Raw genomic sequence first — 26042 nt, 5'->3', positions numbered from 1 at the left:
GCTGGTCGACAGCTGTGGCGCTGGTGAAGTCGGCACCGAACCAGTGCAGCGTGACTGCGCAGCTCGGGCTCCGGCGAAAACCTGACCTGGTCCTGCCTCTCGGCGGACCCTTCCGGCTTTGGGGTTCTTCGGACAGTTGGGTCTTGCTCGGGTGACAATCCTCCTGAAACGGTCGATTCAGGGGGTCTGGGTATGCCGCACTTTCCGGTGAACCATCCGGCACGGCCGCTCTACCGGGTCCTCTCCGGTCTGATCGGCGTCTACATCCTGGTCTTCGGCGTCTGGGGCATCGCCGAGACGATCGGCGACCCGCTCTTCGACCGAAGCAGCACCTGGGCTCTCGGGCTGCGTACCAACCTGGCCTTCTCACTCGCCTCGGTGGTCTTCGGAATCGTCCTGATCATCGGGGCGTCCCGGCGCACCAACCTCGGCCACTACATGAACCTCACGGCCGGCGTGGTGTTCCTGGCGACCAGCATCCTGATGATGTCGGTGCTGCAGACCGGGGCGAACTTCCTCAACTTCTCGATGTCGACGGTGGTCGTGTCGATGCTGTTCGGCCTGATCCTGCTCGGCACCGGCCTGTACGACAAGGTCGGCCCACCGGAACACGCCGAGGCGGAGTTGGCGAACCGCAAACATCCGGTGGCCGACGTGCACCGCAGCTGACGAATGGTCAGTGACGCCGGGCGGTGATCAGCGTCGGCTTCGCCTCCAGGTGCGACAACCCGTTCCAGGCCAGGTTGACGAGGTGTGCCGCCACCGTCTCCTTGCGCGGCTTGCGCACCTCCAGCCACCAGCGGCCGGTCAGTGCCACCATGCCGACCAGCGCCTGCGAGTACAGCTCGGCAAGCTTCGGGTCGTACCCCCGGCTCTTGAACTCGGCGCCCAGGATGTGCTCGACCTGGTGTGCGACGTCGTTCATCACGCTGCTGAAGTTGGCCGCGCCGGACATCAGCGGCGACTCGCGGACCAGCACCCGGAAACCGCTGGTCTCCTCCTCGATGTAGGTAAGCAGGGCCAGCGCCGCCTGCTCCAGCAGCTCCCGCGGATGCCCGGCGGTCAACGCCGTGGTGATCCGGTCCAGCAGGGCCCGGACCTCCCGGTCCACCACCACCGCGTAGAGCCCTTCCTTGCCGCCGAAGTGCTCGTATACCACCGGTTTGGAGACCTTGGCGCGGGCCGCCACCTCCTCGATGGAGGTGGCGTCGAAACCGCGCTCGGCGAAGAGCTGCCGGCCGGTCGCGATCAACTGCTCGCGTCGCTGCGCCGCCGGCATGCGGACCCGGGAGGTGGGTTTGGGTTTGGGCGCCGGCACTGGCGGTGTCACCCGTCGGCCGCCGACGTCGTCACCGTCAGTGACCTCAGGCATGTCGCCGCCTCGCTGGCGCTCGGTGACGCCCTGCCGTGGAATGGTGCCTCCGCTGTGCCCGTTCACGTCGTCGCCTCACTGGCCGGCGGTCCGACCGCCCGACCGTAACCCGGATCGGGCCCGGCCCCCGTGTGCCGAGCCGTCCGGTCCCCCCGCGTGGCTCGGTCATCCGGCCATCCTGCCAGGCGGCAACCCGGCGTACCGCCCGGTTTTAGCGGGGTGCGACAGGCTTTACCAGCTTGGCGGCGAGGCGCTCCGGCTTTGGCCAGCGCACCTGCGTCGCCGCGCCGACCTTCTCGAACAACCAGATCACCCGGGCGGAGATGTCCACCTGGCCACGCAGCACACCGTGCCGGGCGCTGGTGGGGTCGGCGTGGTGCAGGTTGTGCCAGCTCTCGCCGAACGACAGGATCGCCAGCGGCCAGAAGTTCGACGCGCGGTCGCCCTGGCGCATCGCGAACGGACGCTCGCCGTAGACGTGGCAGACCGAGTTGATCGCCCAGGTGACGTGGTGCAGCAGGCCGATCCGGACCAGCCCGGCCCAGAAGAACGCGGTAAGCGCGCCCTGCCAGGACCAGGTCGCCAGGCCGCCGATCAGCGCCGGGCCGAGCAGCGAGATGGCCACCAGCACGGGGAAGAGGCGGTCGACCCGGCTGATGTCGCGGTCGGCGATGAGGTCCGGGGCGAAACGCTCCCGGTTGGACAGCTCCCGGCGGAACAACCAGCCGACGTGCGCGTGGAACAGGCCCCGGGTCAACGCCCAGAAGCTGGTGCCGAAGCGCCAGGGGGAGTGCGGGTCACCCTCCAGGTCGGAGAACGCGTGGTGACGCCGGTGGTCGGCCACCCACTGGATGATCTCGCCCTGTACCGCCAGCGACCCGGCCACCGCCAGCGACACGCGCAGCCAGCGCTTGGCCTTGAACGAGCCGTGCGTGAAGTAGCGGTGGAAGCCGACGGTGATGCCGAGCCCGGTGACGACGTACCAGACCAGGCCGATGACCACGTCGGTCCAGCCCAGCCAGCCGCCCCAGGCCACCGGCACGGCGACCAGCAGGGCGACGAAGGGGATCACCACGAAGGCCCAGAGGGCGGCCAGGATGCCGGGGGCCTGGCTGCCGTCGGTGAGTGGTTTGGGACCGCTGGCGGCCGGGGTGGAATCGAGCAGGGTGGTGGACATGAGACCTCGCAGGGGGACGGGGACGATCACGAAGCTACGCCTACGTCACCGTAACTTACGGCACCGTAGATCGCACGGGGAAGTTCGAACAGTTCTCACAACGCTCATCAAAGTTGCAGGTCAGATGCCGTGCTGACGGGTCGGGCAGGCGGCTCGCCCACCTTTCGAGGCACCGGCGTGGAGGGTCGCCGACCGGCCAGGCTCGCCCCGGGCTCTCGGCTGGCGGAGGGATGAGCGATGGCGTCCGACGGCCGGGGCGCTAAGGTGTAGCGGCGGGACATCCATCCCCCGCGCGACGTCCTCGCGTCGCTGATCGGCCGTGGTGTAATTGGCAACACCCGGGTCTTTGGTACCCGTATTTCAGGTTCGAACCCTGGCGGCCGAGCTGCCCACCTACGTCCGTTTTGGGGTCGGGTGGGGGTAAGAGGGAAAGGTGCCGGGCCTCGCGGTTAGCATGGCCGCGGAAGTGTCCGCCATCCCGACGGGAGCCACGTCGTGCCCCAGCCCCACCTTCGAACCGTCGTCGTGCTCGCCGCCGGTGAGGGCAAGCGGATGAAGTCGACACTGCCCAAGGTGCTGCACCCCCTGCTCGGTCGGACGCTGCTCGGTCACGTGCTGAGCGCCGCCGCGCCGTTGGCCGCGGAGCGGACCGTCGTCGTGGTCGGGCACGGCGCCGACCAGGTTCGGGGACATCTGACCGAGGTCGCCCCGGACGCCACGCCCGTGCTCCAGGCCGAACAGCTCGGCACCGGACACGCCGTGCGGATCGCGCTGGACGCCGTCCCGGACGGCGCCGGCACGGTTGTGGTGATCAACGGGGACGTGCCGCTGCTGCGTCCCGAGACGGTTGGCGCGCTGGTGACCGCGCACGAGGAGGCGGCTGCGGCGGCCACCGTGCTGGCCGCCGAGGTGCCCGACCCGACCGGGCTCGGGCGGATCGTCCGGGACGCCGACGGCCGGTTGGAGCAGATCGTCGAGGAGCGCGACGCCGACGCGACGCAGCGCGCGATCCGTGAGATCAACGCCGGCATCTACGCGTTCGACGCGGTACGGCTGCGGGAGGCGCTGAGCAAACTCTCCACCGACAACGACCAGGGCGAGGAGTACCTGACCGACGTCTTCGGCCTGCTCCGCTCCACCGGTGAGCCGGTCGCGGTACACATGGCCGTCGACCACGTCGAGACGTTGGGCTGCAACGACCGGGTGGAGCTGGCGACGCTGCGTCGGCTGCTGCGCGACCGGGTCAACGAGGCGTGGATGCGTACCGGGGTGAGCCTGCTCGACCCGGTGACCACCTGGATCGACGTGACGGTGGCGCTGGACCGCGACGCGGTGGTCGACCAGAACACCCAGTTGCGCGGCGCGACGGTGGTCGGTGCGGGAGCGTCGGTCGGGCCGGACGTCACGCTGATCGACACGATCATCGGCCCCGGCGCGTCGGTGGTCCGCAGCCATGCTGTCGGCGCGGAGGTCGGCGCGGGCGCCAGCGTCGGGCCGTACGCGTACCTGCGGCCCGCCGCGCGGCTCGCCGACAAGGCGAAGGTCGGCACGTTCGTCGAGGTGAAGAACTCCGAGATCGGCGCCGGCTCGAAGGTGCCGCACCTGACGTACGTGGGTGACGCGACGATCGGCGAGCAGACCAACATCGGCGCGGCGTCGGTCTTCGTCAACTACGACGGGGTCAACAAGCACCGCACGGTGATCGGCAGCCACGCCCGGACGGGCGCGGACAACATGTTCGTGGCGCCGGTCGAGGTGGGCGACGGCGCGTACACGGCGGCCGGCTCGGTGATCGTGGACGACGTGCCGGCGGGCGCGATGGGTGTCGCCCGGGCGCGTCAGCGCAACATCGAGGGCTGGGTGGTGAAGCGGCGGTCCGGTACGCCGGCGGCCGAGGCCGCGCAGCGTGCCGGCGACGCGAAGGGTGCGTCGGAGGTGGCCGGCGCCGCAAGCGACAGTGAGGCAATGCACGGGGTGACCGAGACGGTGGGCGGCACATCCGGCGCGGGAGATACTGCAACCGAATAGTCCCCGACCCACCACCACCGGGTCGGGTACCGCGCCGACAAAACTGGAGCAGACGGGCCCATGGGCAGCATCGTCGCCGAAAACCGCAAAAGCCTGATGCTCTTTTCCGGACGTGGCTTTCCGGAGTTGGCCAAGGAGATCGGTGAGGTGCTCGGCGTCGCGCCGACCCCGGCCGACGCGTACGAGTTCGCCAACGGCGAGATCTTCGTACGGTTCAAGGACTCGGTGCGTGGATCGGACGCCTTCGTGGTGCAGTCCGTCACGCACGGGGTGAACACCTGGGTCATGGAGACCCTGATCATGGTGGACGCGCTGAAGCGGGGGTCGGCCAAGCGGATCACCGTGGTGCTGCCGTTCTACCCGTACGCGCGGCAGGACAAGAAGCACCGCGGTCGGGAGCCGATCTCGGCCCGGCTGGTGGCGGACCTGTTGAAGACCGCCGGCGCGAACCGCATCCTCACCGTCGACCTGCACACCGCGCAGATCCAGGGCTTCTTCGACGGCCCGGTGGACCACCTCTTCGCCATGGACATCCTGGCCGAGTACGTGGAACGCAAGTACGCCGGCCGGCCGATGACAGTGGTGGCACCGGACTCTGGCCGGGTGCGGGTGGCCGAGCGGTGGACCGACCGGCTGGGCGGTTGCCCGCTGGCGTTCATCCACAAGACCCGGGACCCGATGAAGCCGAACCAGGTAGTGGCGAACCGGGTGGTCGGCGAGGTGGAGGGCCGGGTCTGCCTGATCGTCGACGACATGATCGACACCGGTGGCACGATCGCCAAGGCCGCGGACATCCTCAAGGAGTCGGGGGCGGCGGAGATCGTGGTCGCGTCCACCCACGCGCTGCTGTCGGACCCGGCGACGGAGCGGCTGAAGAACAGCTCGATCAGCGAGATCGTGGTGACAAACACGTTGCCGCTGCCGCCGGAGAAGCAGTTGGACAAGCTGACAGTGCTGTCGATCGCGCCGCTGCTGGCGCGGGCGATCCGGGAGGTCTTCGACGACGGCTCGGTGACCACTCTCTTCGGCGGCCTGAGTTGAGCGCGGCCTGAGCTGAGCGAGGCTTGAGCCCCGTTTCCGCCAGTCGACACGCCGGTGGGTCGCCGGGCTGACAAACTGGGGGAAACGGGGCTGGCACGCTGGCGGGAACGCCGTCGGCGCGCTGGCGTGGAGGCGTGACCGGGGACTGCCGGAAACCCTGGAAACAGCTCGGGTAGACTGGTGCGGTTGCCACGGCGAGGGTGCCCGGCGGGCCGCTGAAAAGCGCCGCACGGAGGCACCGTCATCGACGCGGTGCTCCGGGCAGTCGTTCATGACGCATGAGCCCCAGCGAGCCCCTCGCCCCAGCACCGCCAGACGACAAGCCGCCGCAGCGAAAAGCATCAGGAGTTTCCCCGTGTCCGAGGTAAAGATCAGCGCCGAGCCCCGCACCGAGTTCGGCAAGGGTGGTGCCCGCCGTACCCGCCGGGCCGGCAAGGTGCCAGCCGTGCTGTACGGCCACGGCGAGAAGCCCAAGCACATCGCGCTGCCGTCCCGGGAGTTCGCCGCGGCGATCCGCAAGGGCGGTGCCAACCAGCTCTTCGCTATCGACATCACCGACGGCACCCAGGTGCTGGCGCTGCCGAAGGCGATCCAGCGGGACCCGATCCGGGACACCTTCGAGCACGTCGACCTGATCCTGGTTCGCCGGGGCGAGAAGGTCACAGTCGACGTTCCGGTTCAGCTGACCGGCGAGGCCGCCCGGGACACCCTGATCGTGCACGACCACGACACCCTCTCGGTGACCGCCGACGCCACCAAGGTTCCGGACCACCTCGAGGCGTCGATCGACGGCCTGGAGGCGGGCAGCCAGGTGACCGCCGGCGACGTCGAGCTGCCGTCCGGCGTCGAGCTGGCCGTCGACTCGGAGCTGACCGTCGCGTCGGTCACCGCCGCCCCCACCGCCGAGCAGCTTGAGGCGACGCTGCCCGAGGTCGAGGTGGCCACCGACGAGGCCGAGGCCGAGGTTGGCGAGACCACCGAGGGCTCCGAGGGCGCGGACACCGCCGAGGGCGGGGAGACCACCGAGGCGCGTACCGAGGCCTGATCGGTTCGTACTCTGCGACAGGCGCTCCCGGACGTTCGGGGGCGCCTGTCGGCGTATCGGTAGTCGGTGGGATGGACGTCGGGAGGGACGGGTCGTGACGGACGAGGCGGCGGGGCCGTGGCTGGTGGTCGGCCTGGGCAACCCGGGTCGGGAGTACGCCGGGAACCGGCACAACGTCGGGTTCATGGTGGCCGACCTGCTGGCCGGGCGGTTGAGTACGCGGTTCGGCCGGCACAAGCGGGCGGTTGCCGAGGTGGCCGAGGCGCGGCTGGGATTCGGTGGGCCGAAGCTGGTGCTGGCGAAGCCACTGACGTACATGAACCTTTCCGGCGGGCCGGTGGCCTCCCTGGCCCAGTTCTACAAGGTGCCGACGACGCAGGTGATCGCGGTGCACGACGAGTTGGACATCGACTTCGGCCAGGTGCGGATCAAGTTCGGCGGCGGCGAGGGCGGGCACAACGGCCTGCGCTCGATGTCGAAGTCGTTGGGTACGAAGGACTACGCCCGGGTCCGGTTCGGCGTCGGCCGACCGCCGGGACGGCAGGATCCGGCGGATTACGTGCTGTCGGATTTCGGCGCGGCAGAGCGTAAGGAACTGGATTTCCTTGTCGACCGGGCTGCCGACGTGGTGGAGTCGGTGGTCGTCAAGGGCGTGGAGCCGACGCAGAACCTCTACCACGGGGGCTGAGCCGGGCGGGGCGTACCGGATCGGAAACGGTTGGCCGGTAGTCTGCGCCTTTCGGCGTGCCGCGACCGGCGACGCGGGTCGCGGCGAATCGGTCCGTGCGGGCACGGGTCGCGGCGAGGCGACAGGAGCGGGCAGATGACCAGTCCTCCGATGATCGACGGCGCGTTCGCCCGATGGTTGGCGTCCCGGGCCGGGCAGGCGCTGCTCGACCTACGCGCCGAGATGGGCTTCGCGGACACCGGCGCGCTGAAGTCGGCCGGGGACAAGGTGTCGCACGACCTGATCCGCACGGAGTTGGCGAAGTGGCGGCCGGGCGACGCGGTGCTCTCCGAGGAGGACGAGGGGTCGCGGTTGGCCTGGGCGGCGGAGGTGAACGCCGGGGCGGTGTCGCGGTTGACAGCGGACCGAGTGTGGATCATCGACCCGTTGGACGGCACCCGCGAGTTTTCCGAGGAGGGCCGCTCGGACTGGGCGGTGCACGTGGCGCTCTGGGCGCGCAGCGCGCCGAGCCCACACGGGCTGGTCGCCGGGGCGGTGGGGCTGCCGGCGCAGCACCGGGTGCTGGGCACTGACTACCCGCCGGCGTACCCGCCGATGACGGTGGAGGCCGCGACGGCCGGTGAGCGGAAGATCCGGCTGGCGGCCAGCCGGAGCCGGCCGCCCGTCTTCCTGACCGACCTGGCCGAGGACGTCGGGGCGCATCTGGTGCCGATGGGCTCGGCCGGCGCGAAGATCGCCGCCGTGGTCACCGGCGAGGTGGACGCCTACATTCACGCCGGTGGGCAGTACGAGTGGGACTCGGCGGCCCCGGTGGCTGTGGCGACGGCCACCGGACTGCACGCTTCCCGGATCGATGGTTCTGCGCTGAAATACAACGAGGCGGATCCGCGCCTGCCGGACCTGCTGGTCTGTCGCAAGGATCTCGCCAGCCGGTTGCTTGCAGCGTTGCAGAGACATTCCGGGTAGCCTGAGCGCACTTTCTTGACATGTCCGACCGGAAAGGTCTGGAAATCGGATGAGCGAGCGAATCGAGCCGCTGTCATGACCACCCCCGCCGCCTACCGGGTCTCCCACCTGGACGCCCTGGAGGCGGAGAGCATCTTCGTGATGCGCGAGGTGGTCGCCGAGATGGAACGCCCGGTGCTGCTCTTCTCCGGCGGCAAGGATTCGATCGTCATGCTGCGGTTGGCGCAGAAGGCGTTTGCCCCGGCCAGCATCCCCTTCCCCGTCATGCACGTCGACACCGGGCACAACTTCCCCGAGGTCCTGGAATACCGCGACCAGCGGGTCGCCGAGCTGGGGTTGCAGCTCCTGGTGGCGAGCGTGCCGGAGGCCCTGGCCAGCGGCATGGTCCGGGAGTCCGGCGACGGGATGCGCAACCGGATCCAGACGCCGGTGCTGCTGGACGCGGTGGAGAAACACCGCTTCGACGCGCTGTTCGGCGGCGCCCGCCGCGACGAGGAGAAGGCGCGAGCCAAGGAGCGGGTGTTCAGCTTCCGCGACGAGTTCGGCCAGTGGGACCCGAAGAACCAGCGGCCGGAGCTGTGGTCGCTGTACAACGGCCGCCACCACCCCGGCGAGTCGATCCGGATCTTCCCGCTGTCCAACTGGACCGAGCTGGACGTCTGGCACTACATCGCCCGGGAACGCATCCCGCTGCCCTCGATCTACTACGCGCACGAGCGCGAGGTGATCGAGCGGGACGGCATGGTCTACGCGGTCAACGAGTTCTTCCGCCCCCGGGCGGGTGAGGAGCGGTTCAAGGCGCAGGTGCGCTATCGCACCGTTGGCGACGCCTCCTGCACCGCGGCGGTCCGCTCCGACGCGGACACCGTGGAGAAGGTCATCGAGGAGGTGGCCGCCACCCGGATCACCGAGCGCGGCGCCACCCGTGGTGACGACCGGGTCAGCGAGGCCGCCATGGAGGACCGCAAGCGGGAGGGCTACTTCTGATGAGCACCGAGATCATGGCCCCGGCCGCCGAGGCGCGGGCGATGGATCTGCTGCGGTTCGCCACCGCCGGCAGCGTGGACGACGGCAAGTCGACACTGATCGGCCGGCTGCTCTACGACACCAAGTCGCTCTTCACCGACCAGTTGGCCGCGGTGGAGGCGGTCAGCGCGGCCCGCGGTGACGAATACACCAACCTGGCGTTGCTCACCGACGGTCTGCGGGCCGAGCGGGAGCAGGGCATCACCATCGACGTGGCGTACCGGTACTTCGCCACCCCGCGCCGCAAGTTCATCATCGCCGACACCCCCGGGCACATCCAGTACACCCGCAACATGGTCACCGGGGCGTCCACCGCCGACCTGGCGTTGATCCTGGTGGACGCCCGCAAGGGCCTGGTCGAGCAGTCCCGCCGGCACGCGTTCCTGTGCTCGCTGCTGCGGGTGCCGCACCTGGTTCTCTGTGTCAACAAGATGGACCTGGTGGACTGGTCGCAGGAGGTCTACGAGCGGATCGCCGACGAGTTCACCGCGTTCGCCGCGAAGCTCGACGCACCGGACCTGACAGTGGTGCCGATCTCCGCGTTGCGCGGCGACAACATCGTCGCCCGCTCGGAGAACATGCAGTGGTACGAAGGCCCGTCGCTGCTGCACCACCTGGAGCGGGTGCACATCGCGAGCGACCGCAACCTGGTCGACGTCCGGTTCCCGGTGCAGTACGTGATCCGGCCGCAGTCCACCACCGTCACCGACTACCGCGGCTATGCCGGCCAGGTGGCCTCCGGGGTGCTCAAGCCGGGCGACGAGGTGATGGTGCTGCCGTCCGGCTTCACCAGTCGGATCTCCGCCGTGGAGACCGCCGACGGGCCGGTGCCGGAGGCGTTCCCACCGATGTCGGTGACGGTACGGCTGGCCGACGAGATCGACATCTCCCGGGGTGATCTCATCTGCCGGCCGAACAACGCGCCAGCGGTGGCCCAGGACATCGAGGCGATGGTCTGCTGGATGGACGAGACGGCCCCGCTGCGGGTCGGCGCTCGGTACGCGATCAAGCACACCACCCGGTCGGCACGGGCGATCGTGCGGGGGCTGCACTATCGGTTGGACATCAACTCGCTGCACCGCGACGAGTCGGCCGACGAGTTGCGGCTCAACGAGATCGGCCGGGTACGGCTGCGAACGACGGTGCCGCTGCTCGCCGACGAGTACCGCCGCAATCGCACCACCGGAGGCTTCGTCATCATCGACGAAACCACCAACCGCACGGTCGGCGCCGCCATGATCGTCGACGCCACCTAACCCACCCCACCCACCCCACCCACCCACCCCACCCACCCCACCCCCATCCGGCCGGTGATCAAGAGGTTCGCGTCAGTTCGAGCGCGGATTTTGACGCAAACCTCTTGATCAACCCGACCGGGTGGGGCGGGGTTACGGCAGGCGGGTCGCGCCGGGGGACGGGAGGACTGTCAGGGTGCCGGGGGTGGCGAAGCCGCGCTCGGCGTAGGCGGCCTCGACGGCGGCGGCGACCGCGTCGGCGCGGTCGGCTTCGATCAGGGCCAGGACGCAGCCGCCGAAACCGCCGCCGGTCATCCGGGCACCCAGCGCGCCGGCCGCCAACGCCGCCTCGACCGCGGTGTCGATCTCCGGCACGGTGATCTCGAAGTCGTCGCGCATGGAGACGTGCGACGCGGTGAGCAGCGGGCCGATGTCACGGACCCGGGCCGCGCGGAGCAGCGCCGCAGTGTCCAGTACGCGTTGGTCCTCGGTGACCACGTGCCGGACCCGTCGCCGAGTCTCCTCGTCGTCGAGCTGGGCCAGCGCGGTGTCGAGCTGGTCGACGCCCACGTCCCGCAGCGCGGCGACCCCGAGCGCGCTGGCCCCGGCCTCGCAGGAGCGGCGGCGCGCAGCGTACTCACCGTCGGCGTGCCGGTGCGGCGCCCGGCTGTCGATGACCAGCACCGCCAGACCGGCGGTGTCCAGGTCGAACGGGATCTGCTCGACCGACTCGTCGCGGCAGTCCAGGAAGAGCGCGTGCCCGGCACGGCAGCGGATCACCGCGGACTGGTCCATGATCCCGGTCGGCGCGCCCACGTAGACGTTCTCGGCCCGCTGCGCCAGCCGGGGCTGTAGTTCCGCGGGCAGCTCCAGCCCACCCAGGTCGAGCAGGGCAGCCAGCACGGCTGACTCCAACGCGGCCGAGGAGGAGAGCCCGGAGCCCAGCGGCACGTCGGAGGCGATCGCCATCCGCGCGCCCGGAACCGGATGGCCGGCCTCGCGCAGTGCCCAGACCACCCCGGCGACGTACGCGCCCCAGCCGGTCACCCGACCGGCCTCGGCGACGTCGTCCGTCCCGAAGGTGATCGTCTCGTCGGAGAGCTCGGACCAGACCGTCCACTGCTCCGCGTCCTGCCGGTCGGCGGCGACGACGGTTTGCAACGGCAGCGCGAAGGGCAGCACGAACCCTTCGTTGTAGTCGGTGTGCTCGCCGATCAGGTTGACCCGGCCGGGAGCCGCCCAGCGGCCGGCGGGCTGGCCGCCGTACTGCGTGGTGAAGCCGGCGGCGGCCCGGTCGGCCACGGCACGCGTGGGGTCGGTCACGGCTGCCGCTCCAGGATGTGGGTGCGGTAGAAGGCCCAGGCGTCGCCGACCATGTCGTGCAGGGTCGGCTTCTGCGGCACCCATCCCAGCTCGTCACGGGCCAACGCGGAGGAGGCGACCAGCTCGGCGGGGTCACCCTCGCGGCGCGGGGCCACCTCGACGGGCAGTTGGTGCCCGGTTACCTCGCGGACCACGTCGGCGACCTGGCGGTTGGTGAAGCCGTTGCCGTTGCCCAGGTTGTAGATCCGGTGTTGGCCGCTGGTGGCCGCGTCCAGCGCCAGCAGGTGCGCGCGGGCCAGGTCGGCGACGTGGATGTAGTCGCGGACGCAGGTGCCGTCCACCGTGGGGTAGTCGTCGCCGAAGAGCTGGAGCTTCTCCCGCCGGCCGGCGGCGACCTCCAGCGCGATCGGGATCAGGTGCGTCTCCGGGTCGTGCCGTTCGCCGAGCGCGACGTCGCCGTCGAGGTGGGCGCCCGCCACGTTGAAGTAGCGCAGCGACACGGCGGCCAGCCCGTGCGCGATCGTCTCGGAGGTGAGCGCCATGTCGACGGCGAGCTTGGTGGCGCCGTACGTGTTGGTGGGCGCCTTGACCGCGGTCTCCGTGATCGGCAACTGGGTGGGGTTGCCGTAGACGGCGGCGGTGGAGGAGAAGACCATGCGGGGCACCCCGGCGGCCCGGACCGCGTCGATCAGGGCGAGTGTGCCGACGGTGTTTGTCTGCCAGTACAGCTCGGGCTTGACCATCGACTCGCCGGCGGCGATCAGGGCCGCGAAGTGCAGCACCCCGTCGAAGCCGGCGTCGGCGGTGAGGACGCGGGCGGCGTCGTGGATGGACGCCTCGACGTGGGTCGCGTCCGGGGCGAGCGCCTCGCGGTGCCCGGTGCGCAGGTCGTCCAGGACGACCACCTGGTGACCCGCGTCGAGCAGCATCCGGGTCACTACGCTGCCGATGAAGCCGGCACCCCCGGTGACGAGCAGTTTCACGTCGTTTGCCTCCTGCCTGGCCCGCCCGGGACGTGGCCTTCGCTGATCACCCTAGGGTGGCGGCCGGTGCCCTGACCGACAGCACCGCCATCCTCATTCCATCATAAACTCTCACGATTAAACAGACCCGAACATACGCGGTCCGCTTCTCCGATCCCCGGTGCGGTGAGCAAACGGTGTCTACCATCTCTGTCATGCGGGAAGCGGCCCGTAACGGGCTCCGGCGACGCGCGCGGGTGCGACCTCGCCGCGACCCCGGGCCGCTCGCCCGAGCCGTCGCCCGCGTGCTGGTCCGCACCGCCGACGGCGCCTCCCGACTCGTCACCGACCTGCTCGGGGCCGGGCCGGCGGCCGGCCGGGAGCGCATCACCGAGGCCGAGTTGCGGGACCTGGTCGCGGCGAACACCGTGCTCGACCCGGACGAACGGCGGATCATCGACGAGGTCCTGGTGGCCGGCGCCAGCCTGATCCGCGAGGTGATGATGCCGCGCACCGAGGTCGTCTTCCTCCCGGCGCGGCTCACCATCACCGAGGCTGCCCGGCTGGTCCGCGCCGAGACGCACACCCGCTACCCGGTCACCGACGGCACCCACGACGACGTGGTCGGCTTCGTGCACCTCCGCGACGTGCTGCTGCGGCCGGACGCCGACCCGTGTGTCACCGTCGGCGAACTCGCCCGGGAGGTGAAGCGACTCCCCGGCAGTAAACGGGTACTACCCGCGCTGACCGAGATGCGCCGGGAAGGTCAGCACCTGGCGGTGGTGGTCGACGAGTACGGCGGCACCGCCGGCATCGTCACGCTGGAGGACCTCATCGAGGAGTTGATCGGCGAGATCCGCGACGAGTACGACACCACTCCGGACCCGGTGCACGCCGGCCTGCCGGCCGTGGTGGACGGCCGCCTCAACCTCGCTGACTTCGCCGAGCGGACCGGGGTGGCGCTGCCCGCCGGGCCGTACGAGACGGTTGGCGGGTTCGTGATGGCCGCACTGGGTCGGCTTCCGGTGACCGGCGACGAGGTGCCGGTGCCCGATGAACCGGCCGACGTCGGCGGACCGGATCCGGCCGACCCGCCCGGCGGCTGGCTGCTGCGGGTCCTCGCGCTGGACGGTCGTCGGGTGGCGCGGCTCGCGGTCTCCGCCGTCCGGGTGCCGGAGCAGCGCCGCGAGCAGGACACCGAGCAGCGCCGTGAGCACAGTGTCGGGCCGACGCGGGAGACGGTGGCCGGGTCGCCTCGTGGGTTGCCGGCCGGGCCGACGCGCCGGGTCGGTCCGGGCGCGCCACCCGAGGTCAGCACGCCGACACCGGCGGGCCGCAGCCGACCCGCCGGCCCGTCATGACGGACCGGGTTGCTTGCTGACAGAATTATCGCCATGTCCGACGCTCCCGCCCGTCCCCGCGTCTTCTCCGGCATCCAGCCGACGGCCGACTCGTTCCATCTCGGCAACTATCTGGGCGCGGTGCGGCACTGGGTGGCGTTGCAGGAAACCCACGACGCGTTCTACTGCGTGGTGGACCTGCACGCCATCACCGCGGGGCACGATCCGGCGCTGTTGCGGCAGCGGACGCGGGTGGCCGCCGCCCAGCTCTTCGCGGTCGGGCTCGACCCGGAGCGCAGCACCCTGTTCGTGCAGTCGCAGGTGCCCGAGCACCCGCAGCTGGCCTGGGTGCTCGGCTGCATCACCGGCTTCGGCGAGGCCAGCCGGATGACCCAGTTCAAGGACAAGTCGCAGAAGCAGGGCAACGAGCGGGCCAGCGTCGGGCTGTTCACCTACCCGGTCCTGCAGGCCGCCGACATCCTGCTCTACCAGGCCAACGCGGTGCCGGTCGGCGAGGACCAGCGCCAGCACCTGGAGCTGTCCCGGGATCTGGCCCAGCGGTTCAACTCGCTGTTCGGCCCGACGTTCACGGTGCCCGCGCCGCACATCGTCAAGGACACCGCGAAGATCACCGACCTGCAGGACCCGACGGCGAAGATGTCCAAGTCGTCGTCCTCGCCGGCCGGCATCATCGACCTGCTGGACGATCCGGCACGATCCGCGAAGAAGATCCGGTCGGCGGTGACGGACACCGGTCGGGAGATCGTCTTCGATGCCGAGAGGAAGCCGGGTGTGTCCAATCTGCTGACCATCCACTCGGCGCTCAGCGGGCGCGGCATCGACGAGTTGGTGGCCGCGTTCGCGGGCCGCGGCTACGGCGACCTGAAGAAGGAGTTGGCCGAGGTGGTGGCGGAGTTCGTCCGTCCGGTCCAGGAGCGCACCCGCGCCTACCTCGACGACCCGGCGCAGTTGGACAAGCTGCTCGCCGCCGGTGCGGAGAAGGCCCGCGCGGTGGCAGCGGCGACCCTGCGGTCCACGTACGAGCGGGTCGGGTTCTTCCCGCCCGTGCGCGGCGAGTAGCTCCGCGGGACAGGTGAACGGGTCGGTGGCCGGAGGGGCGGCGCGAAGCGTGGATCGCAGTGGCGGGGTGCCGCCGACCAGCGACACCATCCAGATCGGCATCGCGGTGGACATTCCCGAGCCCTGGGGTTCCCAGCTCACCCGGCGGCGGGTCGAGGCCGGTGACCCGCTGGCGGTGCCCGCGCACGTGACGTTGCTCGGGCCCACCGAGATCCGGACGGCCAGCCTGCCCGCCGTCGAGCGGCACCTGGCCGCCGTCGCCGCCACGCACCTGCCGTTCGCGCTGCACCTGCGGGGCACCGGTACGTTCCGTCCGGTCACCCAGGTGGTGTTTGTCGCGGTGGCCGCCGGCATCAGCGAGTGTGAGTTGCTGGCCGCCGCCATCACCGCGACGCCGGACCTGCACCGCAAGGCCCGCTTCCCGTACCATCCGCACGTCACAGTGGCGCAGGACGTCGCACCGGAGGCGCTGGACAAGGTGTACGAGGATCTGGCCGACTTCTCCGCGATGTTCGAGGTCGACGCGTTCACCCTCTTCTCGCACAGCGGGGAAGCTCGGTGGCAGCCGCGTCGGGACTTCCGCCTCGGCGACTGAACCGTCGGCGACGCGCCGGTAGGTGAAAGCCGGTTGCCACTACGGCGGTGGGAGATCGGCGAGGATGATCGCGTGAACGTGATCGGCTGGATCGAAGCGGGCATCGACCGCTGGGTGAGCGCCGCGCGCCACCGGTCGGGGCTCTTCGATCACGTGTGGCGCGCCGGCGCGCTGTACGGCGAGGTGCTGGCCGGGCGGCTGGCCGCCGCGATCGCCTACTACGGCTTCTTCGCGGTGTTCGCCCTCGCCCTTGTCGCGTTCTCCATCTTCGGCGCGATCCTGGAGGACAACGACGAGGTCAGCGCGGCGGCAGCCGGCTTCCTCCGGGAGAACCTGCCCTTCCTGGACGCCCAGCAGATCGCCAACTCCAGCGGCACGGTCGGCGTGGTCGGCCTGGTCATCCTGGTCTTCACCGGGATCGGGTGGGTGGAGGCCATCAGGTCCTCGCAACGGCTGATGTACCACCTCAACCAGCAGCCCGGCAATCTGGTGATCCGGCGGCTGGTCGACCTGGGCGTGATGATCGGTGTCTTCGTGCTGCTCGGTGTCTCGGTCGCGGCGGTGGACGCGTTGGAGTCGCTGCTGCGTTTCCTGCTGCGCAGCACCGGGTCGGTCGGTCTCACCACGATCAGCGCGGTGCTCAGCGTGCTGGTCAACGCGGTCCTCGCCACCGCGTTGCTGCTCGCGGTGCCCCGGCTGCGGATGAGCCGGTCCCGGCTGCGCCCGGTGGTGCTGTTGGTGGCGGTCGGTATCACCCTGTTGAACACGGTGGGGCGGTACTACGTGGTGCGTACCGAGCGCAATCCGGCGTACACGGTGGTGGCCGGTGCCGTCGGTCTGCTGCTCTACCTCTATTTGCTCAACCAACTGGTGCTGTTCGGCGCCGCGCTCCTCGCCACCAGCAAAAACGGGCGGGTGGTGGACCTGGCGGAGGCCGCCGCCCCGGCGGGCGTGGTCGACGAGGACACCGATCCTGGTACGCCAGGTGGTGCGAGCTGAGGACGGAAGGTGTGCAGATGCTGATCTCGGTCGACCCGGACTCGTCGGTGCCACCGTACGAGCAGGTCCGTGGGCAACTCGCCGAACTGATCGGCGACGGTCGGCTGCCGGTCGGGTGTCGACTGCCCACCGTCCGGCAACTCGCCGCCGACCTCAGGTTGGCCGCGAACACGGTGGCCAGGGCGTACCGGGAGTTGGAGGCGGCCGGGCTGCTGGAGACCCGGGGGCGCAACGGCACGTTCGTCGCCCCGGGCCGGGACGACGCCGTCGACCGGTTGCAGCGGGCGGCGGCCGGCTATGCGGCCGAGGCGGCCCGGCTCGGCGTGCCGCCGGCCACCGCACTCGCCCTGGTCCGCGCCGCCCTGGATGCCGTCCGCCCCGGCTGACCGCCGCCGACCGCTCACCGGACGGGCGGAACTGAGCCGAAAGCCGTCGGCGCTCACGTTCGCGGACCATGATGAGCCGGTGGGCGCACTCATGACACTGGACCTGCCGGCCGACTCGCCGCTCCTCGGGCTGCCCTGGATCATCACCTTCGGTCCGCTCGGTGATCTCGACGAGTGGGAGCCGGTGGTCTGCGGGCCGTACGAGCGGCCGCACGCGTTGGCGCTGGCCGAGGCGGTGGTGGCCGAGGAGCAACTGATGGCGGTGGTGGAGCCGTTGCTGCCGGCGCTGTCCGCCGACGAGATCCGCAGTGAGATCGCCGCCGCACAGGTCGCCGCCGAGGACGAGGCGAGGCAGGTCGAGGGGGCCGATCTGTACGGCGACTTCGAGGACGTGATCGACGAGGAGTTGGACGCCGCCGCCGACGAGGCTGGCCACGGTGAGCCCGCCGAGCCGCCGGACGAGGCCGAGGTACGCGCCGGCTTCACCCGGATCGCGGCGCTGCTCACCGCGAAGTGACACCGGAAAGCGTCAGCGGGCCGGCGGGCCGTCCAGCACGCAGAACTCGTTGCCCTCAGGGTCGGCGAGCACCGTGAACCCTTCGGTCCCGGTCTGCCCGACGTCGACGTGCCGCGCACCGAGGCTCAGCAGTCGCAGTACCTCGGCCTCCGGGTCGGCGTCCGCGACCAGGTCGAGGTGCAGCCGGTTCTTGCCCCGCTTGGCGGTGCCCGAGCCCTGCAACCACACGGTGGGCGCGGTGGCCGACGACTGCCCCGGCGGCCAGAGCTTGGCGCTGCCGTCGTCGCCCTGCTCGACCTCGTAGCCGAGCGCCGCGGACCAGAACGCGACCATCAGGTCCAGGTCCTCGACGTCGAGCGTGCACTGCGCGATCCGTACCACTATGGGTTCACCTCCGTAGCGACGGTGGCCGGCCACACCACCGGCGGCAGACGGACACCGGCACCACGCGGAGCAAACTCCACGTGGCGCCGGTGACACCTCACCCCCCACCACAAGGGGCCGGTAGCCCAGTCGCCCGTCGGCGCGGGGCACAACGAACGACCAGGTCGAGAACGTGTTACCCGCTCAGCGCCGTTGTAACCAGACAGCCGCGTCGACGGGCAGCAGGTCGCCGGCGTCCGGTCCGGTGAGCACGTCGCTGGCGACGAGCGGCTGGCCGTACCCGTCGATCCGGACCGGCGCGCCGCTGAGGTTGACCACGCAGATCAGTGTGGCCGGCGCCGGGTGCTGGTTGCTGCAAGAGTCAAGCAGATCTTGCGTAAGGCAGACGCGCGGCGCTCGGCACGACCGCAGTGGAGCCGCGCACCACCAACTCCGGGCGGAACAGGTACTCCGAGTGCGGAGCGCCGTACCCGTTGATCTCGTCCACCAGGGCCCGGACGGCGGCCACGGCCATCGCGGTGACCGGCTGCCGCATGGTGGTCAGCGGCGGGTCGGTGAAGGCCATCAGCGGCGAGTCGTCGTAGCCGACAACGGAGACGTCGTCGGGCACCCGGAGGCCGCGTTGGCGGGCCGCTCGGATCGCGCCGAGCGCCATCAGGTCGGAACCGCAGACCACGCCGGTGACACCGCGGTCGAGCAGTCGGCCGGCCGCCGCCTCGCCACCCTCCACACCGAACAGCGACAGCTCGGCCAGTGGGCCGAGGTTGGCCTCCGCGACACCGGCGAGTCGGGTCATCGCGGAGCGCCAGCCGGACACCTTTCGCCGCACCGGGACGAACCGGTCCGGGCCGGTGATCAGGCCGATCCGTCGGTGCCCGAGCGCGACCAGGTGGGCAACGGCCAGCTCGGCGGCCTCCCGGTCGTCGCAGGAGACGAAGGGGGCGCCGATGTCGGACACGTGCCCATTGATCATCACGACCGGCAGCGGTCGGGCGAGCAGCGCGCGGTAGCGGTCGTGACTGGCGGCGGTGTCGGCGTGCAGACCGGAGACGAAGACGATTCCGGAGACCTGCCGGTCCAGCAGCATCTCCACGTACTCGTCCTCGGTCACGCCGCCGGCGGTCTGGGTGCAGAGCACCGGGGTGAACCCGCTCTGCGCCAGGGTCGACTCGATGACCTGGGCGAAGGCGGGGAAGATCGGGTTGTCCAGCTCCGGCACCACCAGGCCGACCAGCCCGGCGCTGCGCTTGCGCAGCCGGGCGGGGCGCTCGTAGCCGAGCACGTCCAGTGCGGTGAGGACGGCCTGCCGGGTCTCCGGTGCCACGCCGGGGCGGTCGTTGAGCACCCGCGACACCGTGGCCTCGCTGACTTCGGCCTGCTGGGCGATGTCGGACAGTCGAGCGCGCATGGCGGCACCTTAGCCCACCGGCAAGTTCTTGCGGGGTGCCCCGCAAGCCATTGCATGGCCGGCAAGCCTTTGCGGCCCACCGGCGGCATCCCGGGTGCTCGGATCGCCGACGCGCCTGCCGGGCGGGGCTGGCGGCTGTGCCGAGCGGCGCGGACGCGCCGACCGGTCGGACCCCCTACTACAAACTGTCGTTGATGGGGGAGGATGAGCGACGTGGAAGCGCTGCGACTCATTCTCCTCTATGTCCATCTGATCGGCTTCGCCCTGCTGCTCGGCGGCTCGATCGCCCAATACATCAGTGGCCGGCTGCGGATCAACCCGGCCATGCTCTGGGGGGCGGTGATCCAGTTGCTGACCGGGCTCGGCCTCTCCGCCCCGCTGCGCGACGGCGACGAGCCGGCACCCGCGAAACTTGTGACGAAGTTGGTCATCGCGTTGCTGATCTTCGTCATGGTCTTCTTCTCGCGGAAGCGGGACGTGGTGAACCGTGGTCATTTCCTCGCGATAGTCGGTCTGACCCTGGTCAACGCGGCGGTCGCGGTCTTTTGGCGGTAACGTCCGAGGGGGCCGAGGCCCTGGGAAAACGGACGTTACGGACGCCGGGACACGCCGTTACCAGCACCAGGAGTGACCTGCCCCACGCAAGGGTTACACCCGGGTAACAGGCGCTCAACAGTCGTGCACGATTGTCGGCCGGTGGGTGGGCGCGGGCGTACGCTCCCGTCCGTAACGTGGGACAGCCGGCGGCACACCGCAGGTCGGCTGATGGGCTGCCACCGCACTAGGCGCGGTGAGCAATGGGAAGGAGACGTCTTGCGCTCGGTGCGTGGGATGCGGATCGCCTCGATCGTCGCGGTGGGTGGGCTCGTGCTCACCGCCGCCGCTTGTGGCGAGGCCCCCAAGGATGACAACAACGCCGGCAGTGGCGCCAAGAAGTTCAGCGCCTGCATGGTGACCGACGTTGGCGGCATCGACGACAAGTCGTTCAACGCCTCGGCCTGGCAGGGTCTGAAGGACGCCAAGGCCGCCAACGACAACATCGATATCAAGTTCGTCGCGTCGAAGGCCGAGGCCGACTACGAGCCGAACCTGACGCAGTACGTCAACCAGAAGTGCGACTTCATCCTGGCGGTCGGTGGCCTGATGGCCAACGCCACCAAGAAGATCGCGGCGGCGAACCCGAACCAGGAGTTCGGCATCGTCGACGCCAACCCGGGTCTGGACAACATCTACCCGATGCAGTTCGACACCGCCCAGGCCGCGTTCCAGGCCGGTTACCTGGCCGCCGGAATGACCAAGAGCGGCAAGGTGGCCACCTACGGCGCGCTGCCGATCCCGCCGGTGACCATCTTCATGGACGGCTTCGTCGACGGCGTGGCGTACTTCAACACCACAAAGAAGAAGAACGTCCAGGCGCTCGGCTGGAACAAGGAGACCCAGAAGGGCTCCTTCACCAACGACTTCGCCAAGCAGGACGAGGGCAAGAAGGTCTCCGACGCGCTGGTCGCCCAGGGCGCCGACATCATCATGCCGGTCGCTGGCGGCTCCGGCCTCGGCACCACCGCCGCGGCCAAGGCCTCGGGTGGCAAGTACAGCACCATCTGGGTGGACGTCGACGGCTGCCAGAGCACCCCGGACTGCGCCGCGATCATCACCACCGTGGTCAAGAACATCCCGGAGGCCGTCAAGGAGGCAGTGGTCAAGGCCGCCGCCGGCGACAAGCTGCCGGCCAAGCCGGGCTTCGTCGGCACCCTGGCCAACAACGGTGTCTCGCTCGCCCCGTACCACGACTTCGACAGCAAGGTTCCGGCCGAGCTGAAGGCCGAGATCGACAAGATCAAGGCGGACATCGCCGCGGGCACCATCACCGTCACCTCGAAGGCCCAGCCGACCAAGTGACGACCGGCCGGCCCCTCCGGTGAGATCATCGGGGGGTCGGCGGGGGACAGGTACGACCGACCGGCCGCTCTGGCCCCGCGGGTGACCGTGGGGGTCGGAGCGGCCGATCGCGCACCGCGTCAGCCAGGCCGCTCCGGTCGGGTTGACGGCAGCTAGGCTGCACCATCGCTCGCACTCCAGGAGGTTGCGCTGAGACTCGAACTGCGCGGCATCACCAAGCGGTTCGGTGATCTGGTCGCCAACGACCACATCGACCTGACGGTGGAGCCTGGAGAGATTCACGCCCTGCTCGGCGAGAACGGCGCGGGCAAGTCGACACTGATGAACGTGCTCTACGGGCTCTACCAGCCCGACGAGGGCGAGATCCTGGTCGACGGCAAGCCGTTGAAGCTGAAGGGCCCGTCCGACGCGATCGGCGCCGGGATCGGCATGGTGCACCAGCACTTCATGCTGGTGCCGGTCTTCACCGTCGCCGAAAACATCATGCTCGGCGCCGAGCAGACCCGGGGCGGCATCGCCGGCTTCCTGGACCGGCGTCGCGCCCGGCGCGAGGTCACCGAGGTGTCCGAGCGCTACAACCTGCGGGTCGACCCGGACGCGGTGATCGAGGACCTGCCGGTCGGCATCCAGCAGCGCGTCGAGATCGTCAAGGCGCTCACCCGCGACGTCGACCTGCTCATCCTGGACGAGCCGACCGCCGTGCTCACCCCGCAGGAGACCGAGGAACTGTTGACGGTCATGCGGTCGCTCAAGGCGGCCGGCAAGTCGATCGTCTTCATCACCCACAAACTGGGCGAGGTCAAGGCCATCGCGGACCGGATCACGGTGATCCGACGCGGAAAGACAGTGGGCACCGCCTCGCCAGAGGCCAGCCGGGACGAGTTGGCGGCCCTGATGGTCGGGCGCAGCGTCCGGCTCACAGTGGACAAGGCCCCGGCCACTCCCGGTGAGCCCGTGCTGGAGGTGACCGGGCTGGTCGTCGACGACGACCGGCAGATCCGCGCGGTCGACGGGGTGGACCTGACAGTGCGTGCGGGCGAGGTGCTCGGCGTGGCGGGCGTACAGGGCAACGGTCAGACCGAGCTGATCGAGGCGATCATGGGCCTGCGGCCGGTGCTCGCCGGCTCGGTCAGCCTGGTCGGCGACCGGATCGACGGCTGGAAGCCCAAGAAGGTGCTCCGCGCGGGTGTCGGCTACGTGCCCGAGGACCGCAGCGTGGACGGTCTGATCAAGGAGTTCAGCGTCGCGGAGAACCTGGTGCTGGACATCTACGACCGGCCGCCGTTCGGTGCCGGGCTCGCGCTCAAGCCGGACGCGATCGTGGCCTCGGCGAAGGAGCGGATCGAGCAGTTCGACGTCCGCACGTCATCGGCCGACGCGTCGGTGGGGACTCTCTCCGGCGGCAACCAGCAGAAGGTGATCGTGGCCCGGGAGCTGTCCCGGCCGCTGAAGCTCTTCATCGCCGCCCAGCCGACCCGTGGCGTCGACGTCGGTTCGATCGAGTTCATCCACAGCCAGATCATCCGCGAGCGGGACATCGGCACCGCCGTCGTGGTGGTCTCCAGCGAACTCGACGAGGTGATCGGGCTGGCCGACCGGATCGCGGTGATGTACCGCGGTCGCATCATCGGCGTCGTCGGCCCGGACACCCCCCGTGAGGAGATCGGCCTGCTGATGGCCGGCATCAGCCCGGACGCGGCCCACGAGCGCAACCCGGACGCCGTGCCCAGCGACGGGCCGGCCACCGACGGGAGCCCGGCGAGCGACCCGGGCTCCGCGAGCGAGGACGAGGCATGACCAACCCCCCAACCCCGCAGTCCGGTTCGCCGGACAAGGAGCCGACGAGCGAGGCGCAGGCCGCGCAGGACGCGCTCGGCAACACCGAACGGGCGGAGTCGGCGACCGAGCCGGACCGCTCGACGGCGACGTCAGCGCCGGACCAGCGGCCCGAGCCCAGCCTGGGCCGGTTGTTCGTGGACAACCTCTGGGCGGCCAACACCTTCACGGTGACCCTGCTGTCGTTGGTGCTGGCGATCGTGGTCGGTGCGGTGCTGATGATCATTTCCGATCCGACGGTGCTCTCCACCTACTCGTACATCACCTCCCGACCCTCCGACGCGATCAACTCCAGCTGGACGCTGGTCAGCGCGGCGTACGCGAACCTGTTCAAGGGCTCGGTCTTCGACCCCGAGGCGTTCTCCGGCTGGTTGAACGGCACCGGTAGCTGGCAGGCAGTGCTCGCGCCGATCTCCGAGACGCTCACCTACACGGCGCCGCTGGTCTTCACGGGCCTGTCGGTGGCGCTGGCCTTCCGTGGCGGCCTGTTCAACATCGGCGCCCAGGGTCAGGCCACCATCGGCGTGATCCTGGCGGCGCTGGCCGGCTTCCTGCTGCCCCTGCCGCCCGGCCTGCACCTGCTGGTGGCGGTGCTGGCCGGCGCCCTGGGCGGGGCGATCTGGGGTTTCATCCCCGGCATCCTCAAGGCCCGCGCCGGCGCGCACGAGGTGATCACCACGATCATGCTCAACTACGTCGCCACGTACCTGCTCACGTGGTTGATCGTGCAGGAGGGCGTGCAGGACCCGACCCGTACCGACGCGATCAGCAAGGCGGTGGACACCTCCGCCCAACTGCCCCGACTGCTCGGTGACAACCTGCGGGTGCACGCCGGCATCCTGCTCGCCGTGCTGGCCACCTGGGCGGTCGCCTGGCTGCTGAACCGCTCGACGCTCGGCTTCGAGCTGCGCGCGGTCGGCGCCAACCCGGACGCCGCCCGCACCGCCGGCATCAGCGTCACGCGGACGTACATCCTGATCATGGTTTTCGCCGGCATCCTGGCGGGCCTCGGCGGCTCGAACATGGTGCTGGGCTCGACCGCCAACGCGTTGACCCCGCTGGTGGTCGCGCAGATCGGCTTCGACGGCATCCTGGTGGCGCTGCTGGGGCGGGTGAAGCCCTGGGGAGTGCTGCTGGCCGCGTTGCTGTTCGGGGCGTTGCAGGCCGGCGGCAACCGGATGCAGTCGTACTCCGGGATCTCGCTGGAGCTGGTGACAGTGCTCCAGGCGCTGATCGTCATCTTCATCGCCGCGCCGGCCCTGGTGAAGGCGATCTTCCAGCTCCGGGCCGCACGCGCCGCCCGGTTGCAGACGAGCCTGGCGAAGGGCTGGTAACTCATGTCCACCATGGCTGTCCCCGACATCGCGGTCGCCCCGGTCGACGAGGGCTTCTGGACCCGTAGCCGCAAGGTCGGCCTCACGCTGCTGGGGCTCGGCCTGCTGGCCGCGGTGCTCTTCGGCGCGCTCGCCACCAACCAGCAGGCCCGGTTCACGCTCAGCGACGACGCGGCGGGTGCCGCATTGGAGATCAACGGCACGATCGGGGCGATCCTGTTCGGGATCATCGCGATCGCCGCCGGCGCGGCGCTGCTCGCCGGGGTGCCGAAGCGGTGGTTCCTCCCGGTGCTCGGCGTCGGGCTCGCCGGCTTCGTGCTCTCGTTCCTGTGCTGGCAGGTCTCCGCCGCGCCGGCCGGGCAGAACTTCATGCCGCTGGTCAACATCATCCGGGGCACGTTCATCCTGGCCCTGCCGCTGATCTTCGGCGCGCTCGCCGGCGTCCTCTGCGAACGATCCGGCGTGGTCAACGTGGCCATCGAGGGTCAGTTGCTGATGGGCGCCTTCAGCGGCGCGCTGTTCGGCAGCATCTCCGGCAGCGTCTGGGTGGGTCTGGTCGCCGCCGCTCTCGGCGGCGCGTTCATCTCGCTGCTGCTGGCCGTCTTCGCCATCCGCTACCTGGTCGACCAGGTCGTCATGGGCATCGTGCTGAACCTGCTGGCGGTCGGCGTCACCGGCTTCCTCTACGAGCGGCTGATGCAGACCGACGCGGCGAAGTACAACAGCGCGCCTCGCTTCAGCAATTGGGAGATCCCGCTGCTCAAGGACATTCCGGTGCTCGGGCCGGCGCTGTTCCGCGGCAACATCTTCCTCTACCTCGGGCTGCTGCTGGTGCTCGTGATCCACATCGGGTTGTTCCGCACCCGGTGGGGGCTGCGGACCCGCTCGGTCGGCGAACACCCGATCGCCGCCGACACGCTCGGCGTCAAGGTGCTGCGGGTGCGCTACCGCAACGTGCTCCTGGCCGGGGTCGTCGCCGGCATCGGCGGCGCGTCCTACACGCTGGCGCTCTACTCGTTCACCAAGAACATGATCGGTGGCAAGGGCTTCATCGCGCTGGCCGCACTGATCTTCGGCCGGTGGAACCCGACCGGTGCGCTGCTCGCCGCGCTCTTCTTCGGGTTCGCCGACCAGCTCGCCACCTACCTGGGCGCGATCAGCAGCTCGATCCCCAGCCAGTTCCTGGCCATGCTGCCCTACCTGGCGACCATCCTGGCGGTCGCCGGCCTGGTCGGCCGGGTCCGGGCGCCGGCCGCCGACGGCAAGCCGTACATCAAGGGCTGACCCCGGAGCCGTGCCCGGCGGGCCTCCCCGCCGGGCGCGCCCCGCGCCCATCCAGCCCTTCCAGGGGTACGCCTGAGCGTGGCGTAACGGCGAATACCCCCGGGGGCGTCGCGCCGA

General features: G+C 70.2%; 26 protein-coding genes and 1 tRNA gene. 20 read left to right on the top strand and 7 right to left on the bottom strand.

Annotated elements, in window-relative coordinates:
* The first annotated feature begins 192 nt into the window (after positions 1-192).
* Entirely contained in the window at positions 193-669 is a 477-nt protein-coding gene (locus ABZU25_RS25840) for a DUF4383 domain-containing protein (protein ID WP_355031942.1), read from the top strand.
* Between the two features lie 7 nt (positions 670-676).
* Here the strand turns inward: ABZU25_RS25840 and ABZU25_RS25835 are convergent, their stop codons facing one another.
* Together ABZU25_RS25835 and ABZU25_RS25830 are read right to left on the bottom strand one after the other, a co-directional pair.
* Positions 677-1372, bottom strand: a complete 696-nt coding sequence (locus ABZU25_RS25835; protein WP_355031941.1) for a TetR/AcrR family transcriptional regulator — start codon at positions 1370-1372, stop codon at positions 677-679.
* A 211-nt stretch (positions 1373-1583) separates the two neighbouring features.
* Positions 1584-2549: an acyl-CoA desaturase gene (locus ABZU25_RS25830; RefSeq protein WP_355031940.1), complete on the bottom strand. Its 966-nt coding sequence runs from the start codon at positions 2547-2549 to the stop codon at positions 1584-1586.
* A gap of 313 nt (positions 2550-2862) precedes the next feature.
* Here ABZU25_RS25830 and ABZU25_RS25825 point away from each other — a divergent pair.
* The 8 genes from ABZU25_RS25825 (at position 2863) to ABZU25_RS25790 (ending at position 10599) form a co-directional block, all read left to right on the top strand.
* Positions 2863-2934: transfer RNA gene (locus ABZU25_RS25825), tRNA-Gln, on the top strand.
* Positions 2935-3044: 110 nt separating this feature from the next.
* Positions 3045-4577 carry a bifunctional UDP-N-acetylglucosamine diphosphorylase/glucosamine-1-phosphate N-acetyltransferase GlmU gene (gene glmU, locus ABZU25_RS25820; RefSeq protein WP_355031939.1) on the top strand — a complete coding sequence of 511 codons (1533 nt, stop codon included), beginning with the start codon at positions 3045-3047 and terminating at the stop codon, positions 4575-4577.
* 60 nt (positions 4578-4637) lie between these two features.
* Positions 4638-5618: a ribose-phosphate diphosphokinase gene (locus ABZU25_RS25815; protein WP_238646397.1), complete on the top strand. Its 981-nt coding sequence runs from the start codon at positions 4638-4640 to the stop codon at positions 5616-5618.
* Between the two features lie 355 nt (positions 5619-5973).
* The gene (locus tag ABZU25_RS25810; protein WP_355031938.1) at positions 5974-6663 is read left to right on the top strand and encodes a 50S ribosomal protein L25/general stress protein Ctc; all 690 of its coding nucleotides are present in this window, start codon (positions 5974-5976) and stop codon (positions 6661-6663) included.
* A gap of 94 nt (positions 6664-6757) precedes the next feature.
* Positions 6758-7351: an aminoacyl-tRNA hydrolase gene (pth, locus tag ABZU25_RS25805; RefSeq protein ID WP_355031937.1), complete on the top strand. Its 594-nt coding sequence runs from the start codon at positions 6758-6760 to the stop codon at positions 7349-7351.
* 135 nt (positions 7352-7486) lie between these two features.
* Entirely contained in the window at positions 7487-8317 is an 831-nt protein-coding gene (locus ABZU25_RS25800; protein WP_355031936.1) for an inositol monophosphatase family protein, read from the top strand.
* A gap of 75 nt (positions 8318-8392) precedes the next feature.
* Entirely contained in the window at positions 8393-9304 is a 912-nt protein-coding gene (gene cysD / locus ABZU25_RS25795) for a sulfate adenylyltransferase subunit CysD (protein WP_355031935.1), read from the top strand.
* Positions 9304-10599 (top strand): GTP-binding protein, encoded by a 1296-nt coding sequence (locus ABZU25_RS25790; RefSeq protein ID WP_355031934.1) that lies wholly within the window; start codon positions 9304-9306, stop codon positions 10597-10599. The genes cysD and ABZU25_RS25790 overlap by 1 nt, the downstream gene beginning before the upstream one ends.
* 132 nt (positions 10600-10731) lie before the next feature.
* On the opposite strand, the gene galK is transcribed toward ABZU25_RS25790, so the two are convergent.
* Positions 10732-11901 carry a galactokinase gene (galK, locus tag ABZU25_RS25785; RefSeq protein WP_355031933.1) on the bottom strand — a complete coding sequence of 390 codons (1170 nt, stop codon included), beginning with the start codon at positions 11899-11901 and terminating at the stop codon, positions 10732-10734.
* A complete protein-coding gene (gene galE / locus ABZU25_RS25780; RefSeq protein WP_355031949.1) occupies positions 11898-12830 on the bottom strand; it encodes a UDP-glucose 4-epimerase GalE in 933 nt (310 codons plus the stop codon). Before galE ends, galK begins: the two co-directional genes overlap by 4 nt.
* 248 nt (positions 12831-13078) lie before the next feature.
* On the opposite strand from galE, the gene ABZU25_RS25775 reads away from it, so the two are divergent.
* The 6 genes from ABZU25_RS25775 to ABZU25_RS25750 all read left to right on the top strand — a co-directional run bounded on the left by ABZU25_RS25775 (position 13079) and on the right by ABZU25_RS25750 (position 17780).
* Complete coding sequence (locus ABZU25_RS25775; protein WP_355031932.1) at positions 13079-14224, top strand: hemolysin family protein; 1146 nt, start codon at positions 13079-13081, stop codon at positions 14222-14224.
* Between the two features lie 33 nt (positions 14225-14257).
* Positions 14258-15283, top strand: coding sequence for a tryptophan--tRNA ligase (trpS, locus tag ABZU25_RS25770; RefSeq protein ID WP_355031931.1), 1026 nt, complete (start codon positions 14258-14260; stop codon positions 15281-15283).
* A 25-nt stretch (positions 15284-15308) separates the two neighbouring features.
* On the top strand, positions 15309-15878 hold the full coding sequence (locus tag ABZU25_RS25765) for a 2'-5' RNA ligase family protein (RefSeq protein WP_355031930.1): 570 nt from the start codon (positions 15309-15311) through the stop codon (positions 15876-15878).
* Between the two features lie 72 nt (positions 15879-15950).
* The gene (locus tag ABZU25_RS25760) at positions 15951-16877 is read left to right on the top strand and encodes a YhjD/YihY/BrkB family envelope integrity protein (RefSeq protein WP_355031929.1); all 927 of its coding nucleotides are present in this window, start codon (positions 15951-15953) and stop codon (positions 16875-16877) included.
* 17 nt (positions 16878-16894) lie between these two features.
* On the top strand, positions 16895-17263 hold the full coding sequence (locus ABZU25_RS25755; protein WP_355031928.1) for a GntR family transcriptional regulator: 369 nt from the start codon (positions 16895-16897) through the stop codon (positions 17261-17263).
* A gap of 79 nt (positions 17264-17342) precedes the next feature.
* Positions 17343-17780: a hypothetical protein gene (locus ABZU25_RS25750; RefSeq protein ID WP_091394593.1), complete on the top strand. Its 438-nt coding sequence runs from the start codon at positions 17343-17345 to the stop codon at positions 17778-17780.
* Positions 17781-17792: 12 nt separating this feature from the next.
* Here ABZU25_RS25750 and ABZU25_RS25745 read toward each other — a convergent pair whose 3' ends face one another.
* The 3 genes from ABZU25_RS25745 to ABZU25_RS25735 form a co-directional block, all read right to left on the bottom strand.
* A complete protein-coding gene (locus ABZU25_RS25745; protein ID WP_355031948.1) occupies positions 17793-18164 on the bottom strand; it encodes a VOC family protein in 372 nt (123 codons plus the stop codon).
* A 183-nt stretch (positions 18165-18347) separates the two neighbouring features.
* Complete coding sequence (locus ABZU25_RS25740; protein ID WP_355031927.1) at positions 18348-18482, bottom strand: hypothetical protein; 135 nt, start codon at positions 18480-18482, stop codon at positions 18348-18350.
* A gap of 43 nt (positions 18483-18525) precedes the next feature.
* Positions 18526-19572 carry a LacI family DNA-binding transcriptional regulator gene (locus ABZU25_RS25735; RefSeq protein WP_355031926.1) on the bottom strand — a complete coding sequence of 349 codons (1047 nt, stop codon included), beginning with the start codon at positions 19570-19572 and terminating at the stop codon, positions 18526-18528.
* A gap of 213 nt (positions 19573-19785) precedes the next feature.
* On the opposite strand from ABZU25_RS25735, the gene ABZU25_RS25730 reads away from it, so the two are divergent.
* The 5 genes from ABZU25_RS25730 (at position 19786) to ABZU25_RS25710 (ending at position 25925) form a co-directional block, all read left to right on the top strand.
* A complete protein-coding gene (locus ABZU25_RS25730; protein ID WP_355031947.1) occupies positions 19786-20127 on the top strand; it encodes a hypothetical protein in 342 nt (113 codons plus the stop codon).
* Between the two features lie 276 nt (positions 20128-20403).
* Positions 20404-21471 (top strand): BMP family ABC transporter substrate-binding protein, encoded by a 1068-nt coding sequence (locus ABZU25_RS25725; RefSeq protein ID WP_355031946.1) that lies wholly within the window; start codon positions 20404-20406, stop codon positions 21469-21471.
* Positions 21472-21660: 189 nt separating this feature from the next.
* Positions 21661-23268 carry an ABC transporter ATP-binding protein gene (locus tag ABZU25_RS25720; RefSeq protein ID WP_355031945.1) on the top strand — a complete coding sequence of 536 codons (1608 nt, stop codon included), beginning with the start codon at positions 21661-21663 and terminating at the stop codon, positions 23266-23268.
* Positions 23265-24641 (top strand): ABC transporter permease, encoded by a 1377-nt coding sequence (locus tag ABZU25_RS25715; protein WP_355031925.1) that lies wholly within the window; start codon positions 23265-23267, stop codon positions 24639-24641. Before ABZU25_RS25720 ends, ABZU25_RS25715 begins: the two co-directional genes overlap by 4 nt.
* 3 nt (positions 24642-24644) lie before the next feature.
* Positions 24645-25925 (top strand): ABC transporter permease, encoded by a 1281-nt coding sequence (locus ABZU25_RS25710; RefSeq protein WP_355031924.1) that lies wholly within the window; start codon positions 24645-24647, stop codon positions 25923-25925.
* Positions 25926-26042 lie beyond the last annotated feature (117 nt).

This window comes from Micromonospora sp. NPDC005215, from assembly GCF_040607915.1.
Taxonomy (GTDB): domain Bacteria; phylum Actinomycetota; class Actinomycetes; order Mycobacteriales; family Micromonosporaceae; genus Micromonospora.
The sequence above is the reverse complement of the archived record's forward strand: the minus strand, read 5'-3'. Positions and strand labels throughout refer to the sequence as shown.

Bases quoted from the DNA above. Each gene is read 5' to 3' on its own strand.
- ABZU25_RS25840 (WP_355031942.1), top strand. From the start codon at position 193: ATGCCGCACTTTCCGGTGAACCATCCGGCACGGCCGCTCTACCGGGTC.
- ABZU25_RS25835 (WP_355031941.1), bottom strand. From the start codon at position 1,372: ATGCCTGAGGTCACTGACGGTGACGACGTCGGCGGCCGACGGGTGACA.
- ABZU25_RS25830 (WP_355031940.1), bottom strand. From the start codon at position 2,549: ATGTCCACCACCCTGCTCGATTCCACCCCGGCCGCCAGCGGTCCCAAA.
- ABZU25_RS25815 (WP_238646397.1), top strand. From the start codon at position 4,638: ATGGGCAGCATCGTCGCCGAAAACCGCAAAAGCCTGATGCTCTTTTCC.
- ABZU25_RS25800 (WP_355031936.1), top strand. From the start codon at position 7,487: ATGACCAGTCCTCCGATGATCGACGGCGCGTTCGCCCGATGGTTGGCG.
- cysD (WP_355031935.1), top strand. From the start codon at position 8,393: ATGACCACCCCCGCCGCCTACCGGGTCTCCCACCTGGACGCCCTGGAG.
- ABZU25_RS25790 (WP_355031934.1), top strand. From the start codon at position 9,304: ATGAGCACCGAGATCATGGCCCCGGCCGCCGAGGCGCGGGCGATGGAT.
- galE (WP_355031949.1), bottom strand. From the start codon at position 12,830: ATGCTGCTCGACGCGGGTCACCAGGTGGTCGTCCTGGACGACCTGCGC.
- ABZU25_RS25775 (WP_355031932.1), top strand. From the start codon at position 13,079: ATGCGGGAAGCGGCCCGTAACGGGCTCCGGCGACGCGCGCGGGTGCGA.
- trpS (WP_355031931.1), top strand. From the start codon at position 14,258: ATGTCCGACGCTCCCGCCCGTCCCCGCGTCTTCTCCGGCATCCAGCCG.
- ABZU25_RS25755 (WP_355031928.1), top strand. From the start codon at position 16,895: ATGCTGATCTCGGTCGACCCGGACTCGTCGGTGCCACCGTACGAGCAG.
- ABZU25_RS25735 (WP_355031926.1), bottom strand. From the start codon at position 19,572: ATGCGCGCTCGACTGTCCGACATCGCCCAGCAGGCCGAAGTCAGCGAG.
- ABZU25_RS25725 (WP_355031946.1), top strand. From the start codon at position 20,404: ATGCGGATCGCCTCGATCGTCGCGGTGGGTGGGCTCGTGCTCACCGCC.
- ABZU25_RS25715 (WP_355031925.1), top strand. From the start codon at position 23,265: ATGACCAACCCCCCAACCCCGCAGTCCGGTTCGCCGGACAAGGAGCCG.
- ABZU25_RS25710 (WP_355031924.1), top strand. From the start codon at position 24,645: ATGTCCACCATGGCTGTCCCCGACATCGCGGTCGCCCCGGTCGACGAG.